The sequence below is a fragment of the Pseudomonas sp. NY5710 genome (genome assembly GCF_013305665.1).
Taxonomy (GTDB): domain Bacteria; phylum Pseudomonadota; class Gammaproteobacteria; order Pseudomonadales; family Pseudomonadaceae; genus Aquipseudomonas; species Aquipseudomonas juntendi.
In genome coordinates this window covers 2,018,289-2,031,077 of sequence record NZ_CP045554.1, presented here as the reverse complement: position 1 = coordinate 2,031,077, position 12,789 = coordinate 2,018,289, and the positions used below count along the sequence as shown (strand labels likewise).

Genomic DNA, 12,789 nt, shown 5'->3' with positions numbered 1-12,789 from the left:
CGAAAATTCTGACGGACGAGAGGTGGATTATGTGCGGGCGCTACTCGATCTACGAGTCGATGGATCACTACCTGCGCCAGCTCGCGCTGGACCTGGTGGTGATCAATGGCTACGACCCCGAGCCGATCAACCGCTACAACGTTGCGCCGTCCACGCGCGTGGAACTCGTTCGTCAGCGTGGTGACGGTTTGTACGTGGACCGGGTCAAGTGGGGTTGGTCGCCTGCCTGGGCCAAAGGCAAGCGCCCGGATCCGATCAATGCTCGAGCCGAGACGGTAGTGTCAGGTAAGTTCTTCAAGGCGCTTTGGCCAAACGGCAGAGCCCTGGCGCCTGCCAATGGTTGGTTTGAGTGGCTTGCGGATCCAGCGGACCCAAAGCGCAAGCAGCCCTGCTACATCACCAGTGCCGACGGCGGCCCGCTTTTCTTTGCTGCGTTGGCAGACGTGCACCACGGCGTGGCGCCGGATGAGCGCGATGGCTTCGTGATCATCACCGCAGCCGCAGACCAGGGGCTTATCGACATCCACGATCGAAAGCCGCTGGTGCTGACGCCGCAACGGGCAAGGGAATGGCTGGACCCCGCCACATCGGCGGAACGTGCGGCGACGATCATCGAAAAGGGCTGCCGCCCCGCACAGGATTTCCGTTGGTTTCCGGTTGGAAAAGCAGTGGGCAATGTTCGCAACGAGGGGGCGGAGTTGATAGAGCCTGCCAATGATCGGGACCGTCAGGGGGACCTGGGGTTTTGAAGCGGGGAGCCGGGCTTCCCGCCTCGCAGGCGCTCATTAGCCTGCTTCCTCCACCTGCTTGTAAATGCGGAATCCCCGTGCTTGATAGTTTTGAAGGGCTGCAGGATGGTCAAGTGTGCATGTGTGCACCCATACCCGCTCTGTGCCAGGCCACTCCCATGCTGATAGGGCGGCGTGGCTCAACAGCGCCCCGCCGAACCCGCACCCTATGAACTGCGGCGCCAGCCCAAAATATCGGATCTCACTGTTACGACCATCGGGGCGATAAAGCTCGTAGTAGCCGGCGATTGCACCTCGGTGATAGGCAACCCACGTTCGATGGCAGTCCTGCTCAACAAGTGCCTGCCAATCGGAGTCACGCCAGGTATCAAGATCGCCCCATTCCCAGGACGCGCCTACAAGCTGGTAGAGGAATTTGTTGAATAGCGCCTGAGGCACTTCGCACTCGATAATCTGTAGGTCATGGGGCTGGGGCTTAGCCTTCAGGTCTGAAGCCGAAGTCATTTCCAAGTAATAGGTAGTGCAAGAACAATTCATTACGGGCACCCTTTGCTCCCTTTCGTGCGCAGACAAGAATGCCAGCAACCGCTTGATTTCGGCCAGCCCGCGCTGGCGCTTAATAAGGGGCGCAAGACAGCGTTTTGGCCGTGACTCAGCAGGCGTTCTCCCATCTAGGCGTCAATGTCGAAATACGCAATCAGGCGTAGGGCTAATGCCAGTCAGTTAAGTAATTTGGGGCCGCTTTGCGACCCTTCGCGGGCACGCCCGCTCCCACAGGGGATCGCGCATTTCTTGAGTTCAGCGCCAAACCTGTGGGAGCGGGCGTGCCCGCGAAGGGCTGCAAAGCAGCCCCAGTAACGCTTAACCTTTAGTTTCGGAACTTCTGGCACTTTTTGACGCGCAAATAAAAACCCCGCAGACGTTAATCTGCGGGGCTTTCGAATGGTGGAGGCCGAGGTCGGAATCGAACCGGCGTAGACGGATTTGCAATCCGGAGCATAACCACTTTGCTACTCGGCCTCAAAGTCGGACATAGCAGCTTGCGCTTTGCTATCCCCTTGAAACACTGAACCTTTTTCAAAGTTCGCTGCGTTTCGATGGGCGCCATTATGTCTTCATTCTTTTAACCTTGCAACCCCCTCGACGAAAAAAAATTTCAACGGGTTCAAGGTGTTAGCGCAGGCGGCCGAGTTTACTCCACAAACCCACCAAGGTGTTCTCCACCGCGCCACTGGCTGCCACGCCGATTCGCTCCTGCAGGCTTTTACGCTCGGCATAGTGCAGGTGGAACAGGTTGGCGTTGCGGGCACGTTCGCTCAGGTACTCGTCGCTGGTCTGCAGGGTATCCACCAACTGGCGGTTGAGGGCCGCCACACCTAGCCACACTTCACCGGTAGCCACTTCGTCAATGTGCAATTGCGGGCGATAGCGGGCTACGAAGTCCTTGAACAGCTGGTGGGTGATGTCGAGGTCTTCCTGGAACTTCTCCCGGCCTTTCTCGGTGTTTTCGCCGAATACGGTCAAGGTGCGCTTGTATTCGCCAGCGGTCAGCACCTCGAAATCGATGTCGTGTTTCTTCAGCAAGCGATTGACGTTGGGCAGTTGCGCCACCACGCCGATCGAACCCAGTACGGCGAATGGCGCACTGACGATCTTGTCGCCGATACAGGCCATCATGTAACCACCGCTGGCAGCCACCTTGTCGATGCACACGGTCAGCGGGATGCCTGCCTGGCGAATGCGCGCCAGCTGGGAGGCGGCCAGGCCGTAGCTGTGCACCAGACCACCGCCGCTTTCCAGGCGCAGTACCACTTCATCGCGTGCGGTAGCGAGGGTCAGCAGCGCAGTGATTTCATTGCGCAGGCTTTCAGTGGCCGAGGCCTTGATGTCGCCATCGAAGTCCAGGACGAACACGCGGCCCTGCTCGTCGGCCTTGCCTTTGCCCTTCTTCTGTTGTTTCTCCGCCTTGGCCTGCTGCTTGCGCAGCGCCTTTAGCTGGGCCTTGTCGAGCAAGCCGGATTCCAGGCGCTCGCGCAGGTCCTTGTAGAACTCGTTCAGACGGGTGACCTGCAACTGCCCACCCGATTTGCGCCGCCCTTTGCCACGCAGCCCGGCGATGGCCGATAACACCACCAGAATGGCGATGACCAGGGTGGCGGTTTTGGCGAGAAAGCTTGCGTATTCGGCAAGAAACTCCACGTTGACTCCTTAAATACCAGCGCCATCACGGCGCGTAACTGTTGCAAGCATACCGGTGCATCTGGCGTGCTGCCAGCGGATGCAAACGCTGGCAACATCTTTCAAACAACCTTTTCAAACGCTTGTATGTTTTTCGTTGACAGCCTCTGTGCAGCGTCCTAACCTCGCAGCAACCTCCTACAGGCCGGAACCTTCCGTGGGCAACCTCTACCTGATCCGACACGGCCAAGCCTCTTTCGGTGCCGCTGACTACGACGTACTTTCGCCAGTGGGCGAGCGTCAGAGCCTGGCGCTGGGCGAACACCTGGCCCAACTCGGCGTGCGGCTGGACCGCTGCGTAGCTGGGGACCTGCGCCGCCAGCAGGACACCGCGCGCCTGGCGCTGCAGGCCTTGCACGCCACGGGTTGCCCGGTACCCGCTGTAGAGACCGACGTGGCGTTCAACGAGTTCGATGCCGACGGTGTTATCCGGGCCATGCTGCCTGGGCTGCTGCCGGCAGAGCCCGATGCGCTGCAGGTGCTGCGCAACGGCGCCGAGCACCGTAGCGAGTTCCAGCGCCTGTTCGCACTGATGGTGCAGCGCTGGCACGATGGCGAGCACGGCGGCGATGACCTGGAAACCTGGCAGGCCTTCACCGGCCGCGTGCACGCAGGCCTGCAACGCGTACTGGATGCAGCCGGCAGCGGCGACAACATCGCTATCTTCACCTCGGGTGGCACCATTGCTGCCCTGCTCCACCTGGTGACCCGTATCACCCCCAGCCAGGCGTTCGCGCTGAACTGGCAGATCATCAACACGTCGCTCAGCCAGCTGAAGTTTCGCGGCCGCGACGTGGCGTTGGCTTCCTTCAACAGCCAGGCCCATGTGCAGCTGTTGAGGGCGCCGGAGCTTGTCACTTACCGATAAAGCCGGCTAGTTATGTCCCTGCGGGGACGTGTAAATCACTCAATAAGGAATGCGCCATGACCTCCGTAGCTGATGCCGTCAAAAAGATGCAAGAGAAGTTCAACCCATCCGCTGCTGCCGGCCTGGACCTGGTGTTCGGCTTCAATATCACCGATGAAGACAAGCACTACGCACTGATCGTCAAGGACGGCACCTGCGAGCTGCAGGAAGGTGAAAACCCGGATGCCAACTGCACCCTGGTAATGGACAGCGAAACCCTGAAGGGCATCGTCAGTGGCGAAACCGACGGCATGCAGGCCTTCATGGGCGGCAAGCTGCGCGTAGAGGGCGACATGATGTTGTCGATGAAGTTGAGCGAACTGTTCCCATCCTGAAGGCCGGGAACAGCGCATGATCGAAAAACCGAAGCCTGACCGGCTTCGGTTTTTTTTTGCCTGCACAACCCTTCAGCGGCTGCATCAAGGCAGCTGATCGTACAGCAACACCCCCACCTATTACGCACCTGGGACGCTTGTTCCATAACGGGCAGGCCATTAGATTAGCCAATAGTTCTTGCGATCGAGAATAAGGAAAACGCATGACGCTCACCGACCAGTCCACCCAGGCACGCCCCGGCGAAGAGCTCGACGCGGGCGTCATCGATCCTTATCTGAAGGCCAACATCGCCGGCCTTGATGGCCAGCCCAGCATCAGCCAGTTTCCGGGCGGCGCTTCGAACCTTACCTACCTGGTCAGCTACCCTGGTCGCGACCTCGTGCTGCGCCGCCCGCCGTTTGGCCAGAAGGCCAAGTCGGCCCACGACATGGGCCGCGAGTTCCGCATCCTCAACCAACTGAACAGCGGCTTCCCGTACTGCCCAAAGGCCTACGTACACTGCACCGACACCAGCCTGATCGGCAGCGAATTCTATGTGATGGAACGGGTCAAGGGCGTCATCCTGCGCTCGGACATTCCGGCTGAACTCAAGCTGGATGCCGAGCGCACCGAAACCTTGTGCAAAAGCTTCATCGATCGGCTGGTCGAACTGCACCAGGTGGACTACAGCGCCTGCGGCCTGGCCGACCTGGGCAAGCCGGAAGGCTACGTGCAGCGCCAGGTAGAAGGCTGGACCAACCGCTACGAGAAGGCCCTGACACCGGATGCGCCGCACTGGCAACACGTGACCGCCTGGCTGCACGAGAAAATGCCCGCCGACCACCCGCGGCCCGGCATCGTGCACAACGATTACCGCTTCGACAACGTGATCCTCGACGCGGACAACCCTATGCGCATCATCGGCGTGCTGGATTGGGAAATGGCCACCGTGGGTGACCCGTTGATGGACCTGGGCAACAGCCTCGCCTACTGGATCGAAGCGGGTGACCCGGCGCCCGTGCAACTCATGCGCCGCCAACCCAGCAATGCGCCAGGGATGCTCAGCCGTCGGCAGTTCGTTGACTATTATGCCGAGCGTGCCGGAATACGCCTGGAAAACTTCGATTTCTACTACTGCTACGGCCTGTTCCGCCTGGCCGGGATTGTCCAGCAGATCTACTACCGCTACTACCACGGCCAGACTCAGGACAAGCGCTTCGCCCAGTTCATCCACATGAACCGCTTGCTGGAACAGATGACCCTGCAGGTCATCGCCAAGTCCAGCCTTTGAGCCCCGCCCACCACGGATAACAAGGAAAACAGCATGTCCAAGACCCACCTGTTCGACCTCGATGGCAAGATTGCCTTCGTTTCCGGCGCTAGCCGTGGCATTGGCGAGGCCATTGCACACTTGCTGGCGCAGCAAGGTGCCCACGTGATCGTTTCCAGCCGCAAGCTGGAGGGCTGCCAGCAAGTAGCGGACGCCATCACTGCTGCAGGTGGCAAGGCCACGGCGGTGGCCTGCCACATCGGTGAACTGGAGCAGATCCAGCACGTGTTTGCCGGCATCCGCGAACAGTTCGGGCGCCTGGACGTGCTGGTCAACAACGCCGCCACCAACCCGCAATTCTGCAACGTGCTGGACACCGACCCGGGCGCCTTTGAGAAAACCGTGGACGTCAACATCCGCGGTTACTTCTTCATGTCGGTCGAGGCCGGCAAGCTGATGCGCGAGCATGGCGGCGGCAGCATCATCAACGTGGCCTCGATCAACGGGGTGTCACCAGGCTTGTTCCAAGGCATCTATTCGGTAACCAAGGCAGCGGTCATCAATATGACCAAGGTGTTCGCCAAGGAGTGCGCCCAGTTCGGTATCCGCTGCAACGCCCTGCTGCCGGGCCTGACGGACACCAAGTTCGCCTCGGCGCTGGTGAAGAACGATGCCATTCTCAACGCGGCCTTGCAGCAGATCCCCCTCAAACGCGTGGCCGACCCCAAGGAGATGGCCGGCGCGGTGCTCTACCTGGCCAGCGATGCCTCCAGCTATACCACCGGCACCGCGCTGAATGTCGACGGTGGGTTCCTGTCCTGATCAGGCTTTGACCGCCACCAGGGTATAGCTCAGGGGCAGGCGTGCGGGCTGTTCGCGAAGGCGATACTCGCCGTCGTCGCCCTTGATCATTTGCCCTGGCAGCGCCTCCGAGGGAATGCTCTGGTGCTCGACCAGCGTGGTCAGGTGCAGGCCGTGGCAATGACTTTACAAGCAGGTCGCAGCCGCTGCCCGGCGCTGCAGCGCCACGCCGTCGCGCTTCTGCGCGTAGTAATCGACCCGCGTGCCACCGGCCTGCGGGTACACGTCCACGAACGCTTCGGCTTCACGGGTATACACCGTCAACCCGCCCTGCTTACGCGGCTGCAGGTAACCACTGGCATTGTCACCGAACACCCTTTCTTCCTGCCAGCTGTACTGAATGCACTGGGCCACCAGCTCTGGCGCCTTGTGCGAGTCGAGCTGCGCCGTCGGCTTGCCGCCGCGGGCAGTGTCCATGGTCGCAGCAGCACAACCAACCAGCATCAGCGCCGCAGCCATCGGCAGAATCGCACGCATGTTCCATCCTCGGGGGTTTGAAAAAGAAGCGACTCTAGCATTGGCACGCAGCGCGAGTGAATTGTCACGCGTATTCCGCTGTCGCAGACAATACAAGCCGTCATAAGGACATTGCCATGAAACTGCACTATCTACTGTTCGCCGCCCTGCCCTGCCTGCCATTGGCCGCCACCGCTTCTCCCTCGAGCGAAGAAAGCGTCACCGCGCCAGATACCCACAACCGCGAGCTGAAGGTTGGTGACAAAGCGCCAGACCAGTACAAGCGTGAGGAGGAAGCCATCAAGAACTGGAAAGCCAAGGGCCTGCCACAGCCTGAGAAGGAAAGCCACTGGGTGCGCATGGGCGATCACTACGTACTGATACAGATTACCAACGGCGTGGTGCTGGCCATTCAGCCTGCCTCCTGATTCAACCCGCTGCGTCCAGCGCCACCATGCGCACGGTGTCGCGCCCGGCGGCCTTGGCCTGATAAAGCGCCGCATCGGCCTGCGCCAATAGGCTGGCGGTGCTGTCTTTGCTCCCCGGCACACCGCACCACAGGCCAACGCTGAAACGCAGCTCGATGTGGTCGCCGGCAAACCGGGCCGGGCTGCGCGCAATGGCCTCGCGCAGCCCTTGCACCGCAGCCAGGGCACCGGCGCGGTCGGTAGCAGGCAGCAGCAACAGAAACTCCTCTCCACCGTAACGCCCCAGGCTGTCGCCCTGACGCAAGCGTTGCTGCAACTGCCGTACGCAATGGCATAGCACTTCGTCACCGGCCAAGTGCCCATACAAGTCGTTGATGCGCTTGAAATGGTCAATATCGATCATCGCCACCGCAAGGCTCGCCTGCTGCCCGCGTGCGCGGTCCAGTTCGCTGGCAAAGCGCTCGAGAATCGCCCGACGGTTGAGGGTACCGGTGAGCACATCATGCAAGGCCAGGTGCTGCAGGCGCGATTCACTGCGCTCCTTGGCCATCAGCACCAGCCCGATCGAATACATCATCACCGTCACGGTGCCAATGGCTACCGAGATGCTCTGTTTCAGGTTGCTGGTGTCATAGCGCAGTTCCACAGCCGTGCCATTGGCCACCGCAACCACCCGCATGCCCAGGCCCACCAGGCTGATCAGCGCACCGATCTCCAGCAGCAGGTGCGCTTTGCCCGGTCGTTCGCCATGGCGCCATGCCCAATAAAGGATCAGCGCACATTGCAACATCAGTACCAGGGTCGCCAGCAACATGCGCGGCTCGACGGTATCGAGCAGTAGCATCAACCCCACCAGCATGAACGCCGGGATGATGAAAATGACCCGCCAGGGCACTACCCGCTCACGCACACGGAACAAGCTGGCCGTATAGAAGGCCAGCGCCAGGGAAAGCAGGCTGTTGCCCAACCCGTAGCTGAGCCACAGGGGGGCCTGGGCATAAAGGGTGTAACAGACGTAAGCCAGCGCATGCACCAGCAACCCGCAACCGGTGAGCATCAGGTTGTCGCGGCGGTTGCCGTGCCCCACCAGCAACAGGCAGAACGCCAGGATGGTGGCAACCAAAGCAACAGCGGCGAACAAGGTAGGGGTATGCGCGATCATCATGATTCACTGAGTGGCAGAATGCCGTCTTGGCTGCGGCTTACCGTGCAGTCTAGAGCTGCCACGGGCGCCCGGCCATGACCGTGCGGGACAGAACAGCAACCCAGAAGCACGTGGAGGCCCGTGGATAGCACAAATTTTTGCCCGCCCACGAAACCAAATGGATCGATCCGGGTCTCAGAGAGTGTGCGGTAAACCTTTGTGGATCAAGGACCTATCTCGTGATAAACCGTCTTGCAAGCCTTTCGCTGGTTGCTGTGGTACTGCTGACTGCAGGTTGCCACAGCCATCGCTACCATGACGACGATGGCTGGCGTGATCGCGACCGTGATCATCGCCACCACCGGCATGACCGCGACGATGACGACCGTCAATACCGCGGCGACCGCTACTACCGCTGAAGCGTTTACAGCCCCGGCTCGGCTCGCCGCCGTTCAGGCGGCACCTTAACCTGGTGAAATTTTCGAGGTTTATATCATGCGTCTGACTCTGCCTTCCGTTGCCCTTGGCCTGCTGCTGTGCCAAGGCGCTTTCGCCGGTGATGGTACTGCCGCCATCGGCGGTGGCCTGGGTGGCGTACTGGGTAATGTGGTTGGTCAGCAACTGGGTGGCAAGACCGGCGCAGCCATTGGTGCTGGCGTTGGCGGCGCAGCAGGCAGTGCGGTAGGGGCGCGCAAGGGCAACCGTACCGAAGCGGCGCTGGGCGGCGGCCTGGGCTCGGCGGGCGGCTCATTGCTGGGCGGTGCAGTTGGCGGGCAGACTGGCTCGACCGTAGGCGCAGGCCTGGGTGGCGCCGCCGGGGGTGCCTTGGGCAACCATCTGGGCGACGACGACCGGGGCGGCAAGAAGCACCGCCGGCACCGTCACTGACCAGCCGAGCTGGCCGGGGCCGCTGACGCCGATTGGTAGCAGCGGCCTTAAACCCTGCAGTACATCAACACCCCCTTCACCACAAGCTGGCACACTGGCTGCTACTGTCTAACGTGCCCCTGTGTGAAGGAACACCCCCTCCCCATGAACCAAGAGTTGCTTTGGGTCCTTGGCCTGCTGGCCATCGTCATTGTTCTGTTCGTCATCAACCGCCCACGCATGGACGTGGTTGCGCTGATGGTGATCCTTGCCCTGCCGCTGCTGGGCATCCTGAGCGTGGAGCAGGCGCTGGCCGGTTTCAGCGACCCCAATGTGGTGCTGATCGCCGCCTTGTTCGTGATCGGCGAGGGCTTGGTACGCACCGGCATTGCCTACCGCATTGGCGATTGGATGAGCGAGCGGGCCGGCAACAGCGAGGCGCGCCTGCTGGTGCTGCTGATGGTCGCGGTAGCCGGCCTGGGCTCGATCATGAGTTCCACAGGTGTGGTCGCCATTTTCATCCCGGTGGTGCTGAGCATTGCCGCGCGCCTGCAGCTCTCGCCCAGCCGCCTGATGATGCCGCTGGCCTTCGCCGGCCTGATCAGCGGCATGCTCAGCCTGGTCGCCACGCCGCCCAACGTAGTGGTGCACAGCGAGCTGGTACGCCATGGCCACGCCGGCTTCAGCTTCTTCAGTTTCACCCCCTTCGGCCTGGTAGTGCTGGTGCTGGGTGTCGGCTACATGCTGCTGACCCGCAACTGGCTCAACGGCGAGGTGCGCAAGGACGGCCGCGTGGAAAGCCGCCGCACCCTGCTGGACCTGGTACTGGACTACAAGCTCAACGGGCGCGAGCGGCGCCTGCGTATTCGCCCACACTCGCCGCTGATCGGCCATACCCTCGGCGAACTGGAACTGCGTACGCGGCATGGCGCCAACGTGATCGGTATCGAGCGCCAGCACAAGTTCACCACGCGGGTCATCACCGCAGATTCCAACACGGTGCTGCACCAGGGCGATGTGCTGCTGCTCGACCTGTTCGCCAACCATGACAACCTGCGTAGCCTGTGCCAGACCATGCAACTGGAACCCCTGCACTTCAAGGCAGCTTATTTCATCGACCAGTCCCAGGAATTGGGCATGGCCGAGGTGTCGCTGCCGCCTGGCTCGCAGCTGATCGGCAAAAGCATCCTGGAACTGGCGTTCCGTACCCGCTATGACCTCAACGTGGTCGGCCTGCGCCGCGACCAGGCGGCGATTGAAGGCCAGCTGGTAGAAGAAAAGCTGCGCCTTGGCGACACACTGCTGGTGGTCGGCCCGTGGAAGGCTGTGCGCCTGCTGCAGGGCAAACCCAAGGACTTCCTGGTACTGAGCCTGCCTGCAGAGATCGACCAGGTAGCACCAGCCCGCACCCGCGCACCGCAGGCGTTGCTGAGCCTGGCAGTCATGGTGGGGCTGATGGTCACCGGCGTGGTACCCAATGTCATCGCCGCGCTGATCGGCTGCCTGCTGATGGGCGCAGGTCGTTGCATCGACATGAACAGCGCCTACCGCGCCATCCACTGGCAGAGCCTGGTGCTGATCGTGGGCATGCTGCCATTTGCCCAGGCACTGCAGAAAACCGGCGGCATCGACCTGGCAGTGGGCGGCCTGGTCAGCGTGCTGGGCGGAGCCGGCCCCAGTGCCATTCTGGCCTGCCTGTTTGCGGTTACCGCGGTGATCGGCCTGTTCATTTCAAACACCGCCACGGCTGTGCTGATGGCACCGGTTGCGGTCAGCACTGCGGCGCAGCTGGGCATGTCGCCCTACCCGTTTGCCATGACCGTGGCGCTGGCCGCATCGGCGGCGTTCATGACGCCCGTGTCTTCGCCGGTCAACACGTTGGTGCTGGGCCCGGGCCAATACCGCTTCGCCGATTTCGTCAAGATCGGGGTGCCGTTCACCGTGCTGGTGATGCTGGTCACCGTGCTGATGGTGCCGTGGTTCTTCGGCCTGCAGTAAAAACGCCAAGCAGTAGCGGCAGTTTGGCATTATTACGACCTGCCGCGGCAGATTGACATCAACTGCCATGACGAAACACACTGCCGAACAAAGTCCCAGGTGCTACAAGGCGTTGTCCTGGATTTCGTCTCCGCTTGCCGGTCGAGCCCATGGTTTTCCCAGCCCCATCGCGCCTATTGCCCTACGCTGCTCTGCTATGCCTGGCCTTCGGCCTCACCTTGGGCGGCATCCTTGCGCGCCCGATCGAGTCCCTGTCATTGTTCTGGCCTGTGAATGCGGTAATGGCCGGCGTGTTGCTGCGGCACCCGCGCCAAGCCACGCTGGCCGGCTTCAGCCTGATGTGGCTGGCCATGGTCGGCGCCGACCTGCTGTGCGGCAGCGCCTGGCTGCCCGCACTGTGGTTCAACCTGTGCAACCTGGCTGTCGTGGCCACCCTCTGGCTGCTACTGTCGCGCCTGCCTCGTGTGCACCGGCGCTTGCGCACCCCACAGGGTGTACTCAGCGTGTTCGCCGCCTGTGCCGCCGGCGCCGTGGTTGCGGCCAGCATGGCAGCGGTGATGGCCGCACCCTGGTTTGAACAGTCCCTTGGCGCCACCTGGCGGGCGTGGTTCAGCGAACAGTTCTCGACCAGCGTGCTGATCCTGCCCGTGCTGCTCACTGCACCCTCGATGCGAGCCATGATACGCGGTGGCGCGCAGCCTGTGCGGCTGGCGCCGCTGCTGGGGCTGCTGGCCTCACTGGCGTTCAGCATTGCCTTCGGCGGCCCTGGCGCCATCGCCTTTCCCATCGCTGCACTGCTGTGGTGTGCCTGGACCTACTCGCCGTTTCTGGTCTCGCTGCTGGCACTTACCGCTGGGAGTACGCTGATCGTGGCCGTGGCACAAAACCTCATGCATTTCATCGTGCCGCAAAGCGCGCCGGGGGTGACGACACTGTTGTCGGCGCGCCTGGGCATTGCCATGCTGGTGCTCGGGCCGCTGGTGGTGGCCTGCGTCAGCCAGGCCAACCGTAGCCTCATGGCCCGCCTGGCCCACCAGGCCACCATCGACCACCTCACCGGCACGCTCACCCGCAGTGCCTTCACCCGCCGCGCAAACGCGCTGCTGGACAGCCGGCAACACACCCAGGCACTGCCACTGACCCTGATGATGCTGGACATCGACCACTTCAAGTCGATCAACGACGCCCATGGCCATGGAGTGGGCGACCAGGTGCTGCGCCAGTTCGCCGGCGCCCTGCAAGACCAGCTGCACAACAATGAACTGTTTGCCCGCCTGGGCGGGGAAGAGTTTGTCTTGGTGATGCCAGGCCTTGCGCCCGAGCGGGCCAAGTTCACCGCCGAACGGCTGCGCCGTGCCGTGCAGGACCTGCAGGTGGTCCACGGTGAGCACCGCCTGCAAATTACTGTCAGCATCGGCGTGGCCGGGTGCGAAGCGCACATGCCGTCACCCAGCCTGGACGTGCTGTTGGCCAGCGCCGACCAAGCGCTGTACCGGGCCAAGGCCCATGGCCGCAACTGTGTGGTGCATGCAGAACCGCAGCGCCAGGTGGTCTGA

14 protein-coding genes, 1 tRNA gene and 1 pseudogene are annotated in these 12,789 nt (G+C 62.1%); 10 read left to right on the top strand and 6 right to left on the bottom strand.

Features of this window, described 5'->3' with window-relative positions; genetic code table 11:
* Nucleotides 1-29 precede the first annotated feature (29 nt).
* Entirely contained in the window at nt 30-749 is a 720-nt protein-coding gene (locus GEV39_RS09110) for an SOS response-associated peptidase family protein (protein ID WP_173888416.1), read from the top strand.
* Nucleotides 750-785: 36 nt separating this feature from the next.
* On the opposite strand, the gene GEV39_RS09105 is transcribed toward GEV39_RS09110, so the two are convergent.
* The 3 genes from GEV39_RS09105 to sohB form a co-directional block, all read right to left on the bottom strand.
* Nucleotides 786-1,286 carry a GNAT family N-acetyltransferase gene (locus tag GEV39_RS09105; RefSeq protein WP_173888414.1) on the bottom strand — a complete coding sequence of 167 codons (501 nt, stop codon included), beginning with the start codon at nt 1,284-1,286 and terminating at the stop codon, nt 786-788.
* 409 nt (nt 1,287-1,695) lie between these two features.
* Nucleotides 1,696-1,769: transfer RNA gene (locus GEV39_RS09100), tRNA-Cys, on the bottom strand.
* A 153-nt stretch (nt 1,770-1,922) separates the two neighbouring features.
* A complete protein-coding gene (gene sohB, locus GEV39_RS09095; RefSeq protein ID WP_009682123.1) occupies nt 1,923-2,948 on the bottom strand; it encodes a protease SohB in 1,026 nt (341 codons plus the stop codon).
* Nucleotides 2,949-3,144: 196 nt separating this feature from the next.
* On the opposite strand from sohB, the gene GEV39_RS09090 reads away from it, so the two are divergent.
* The 4 genes from GEV39_RS09090 to GEV39_RS09075 all read left to right on the top strand — a co-directional run bounded on the left by GEV39_RS09090 (nt 3,145) and on the right by GEV39_RS09075 (nt 6,301).
* The gene (locus tag GEV39_RS09090) at nt 3,145-3,855 is read left to right on the top strand and encodes a histidine phosphatase family protein (RefSeq protein WP_029884992.1); all 711 of its coding nucleotides are present in this window, start codon (nt 3,145-3,147) and stop codon (nt 3,853-3,855) included.
* Nucleotides 3,856-3,911: 56 nt separating this feature from the next.
* Complete coding sequence (locus GEV39_RS09085; protein ID WP_009682121.1) at nt 3,912-4,229, top strand: SCP2 sterol-binding domain-containing protein; 318 nt, start codon at nt 3,912-3,914, stop codon at nt 4,227-4,229.
* A gap of 203 nt (nt 4,230-4,432) precedes the next feature.
* Nucleotides 4,433-5,500 (top strand): phosphotransferase family protein, encoded by a 1,068-nt coding sequence (locus GEV39_RS09080; protein ID WP_173888413.1) that lies wholly within the window; start codon nt 4,433-4,435, stop codon nt 5,498-5,500.
* A 33-nt stretch (nt 5,501-5,533) separates the two neighbouring features.
* Complete coding sequence (locus GEV39_RS09075) at nt 5,534-6,301, top strand: SDR family oxidoreductase (RefSeq protein WP_173888411.1); 768 nt, start codon at nt 5,534-5,536, stop codon at nt 6,299-6,301.
* On the opposite strand, the pseudogene GEV39_RS09070 reads toward GEV39_RS09075, so the two are convergent.
* Nucleotides 6,302-6,457 (bottom strand): annotated as a pseudogene (locus tag GEV39_RS09070) (SAM-dependent methyltransferase); the annotation flags it as partial.
* A 9-nt stretch (nt 6,458-6,466) separates the two neighbouring features.
* Nucleotides 6,467-6,817, bottom strand: coding sequence for a hypothetical protein (locus tag GEV39_RS09065; RefSeq protein WP_173888409.1), 351 nt, complete (start codon nt 6,815-6,817; stop codon nt 6,467-6,469).
* Nucleotides 6,818-6,933: 116 nt separating this feature from the next.
* On the opposite strand from GEV39_RS09065, the gene GEV39_RS09060 reads away from it, so the two are divergent.
* Complete coding sequence (locus GEV39_RS09060) at nt 6,934-7,224, top strand: RcnB family protein (protein ID WP_173888408.1); 291 nt, start codon at nt 6,934-6,936, stop codon at nt 7,222-7,224.
* Nucleotide 7,225: 1 nt separating this feature from the next.
* Here the strand turns inward: GEV39_RS09060 and GEV39_RS09055 are convergent, their stop codons facing one another.
* On the bottom strand, nt 7,226-8,386 hold the full coding sequence (locus GEV39_RS09055) for a GGDEF domain-containing protein (protein WP_173888406.1): 1,161 nt from the start codon (nt 8,384-8,386) through the stop codon (nt 7,226-7,228).
* A gap of 221 nt (nt 8,387-8,607) precedes the next feature.
* Here GEV39_RS09055 and GEV39_RS09050 point away from each other — a divergent pair, with 221 nt between their 5' ends.
* From GEV39_RS09050 to GEV39_RS09035, 4 genes are all read left to right on the top strand, one after another.
* Nucleotides 8,608-8,787, top strand: a complete 180-nt coding sequence (locus GEV39_RS09050) for a hypothetical protein (RefSeq protein ID WP_173887062.1) — start codon at nt 8,608-8,610, stop codon at nt 8,785-8,787.
* A 76-nt stretch (nt 8,788-8,863) separates the two neighbouring features.
* Complete coding sequence (locus GEV39_RS09045; RefSeq protein ID WP_009682112.1) at nt 8,864-9,256, top strand: glycine zipper domain-containing protein; 393 nt, start codon at nt 8,864-8,866, stop codon at nt 9,254-9,256.
* A gap of 144 nt (nt 9,257-9,400) precedes the next feature.
* A complete protein-coding gene (locus GEV39_RS09040) occupies nt 9,401-11,233 on the top strand; it encodes an SLC13 family permease (RefSeq protein WP_173888404.1) in 1,833 nt (610 codons plus the stop codon).
* 134 nt (nt 11,234-11,367) lie between these two features.
* Nucleotides 11,368-12,789, top strand: a complete 1,422-nt coding sequence (locus GEV39_RS09035) for a GGDEF domain-containing protein (RefSeq protein ID WP_173888402.1) — start codon at nt 11,368-11,370, stop codon at nt 12,787-12,789.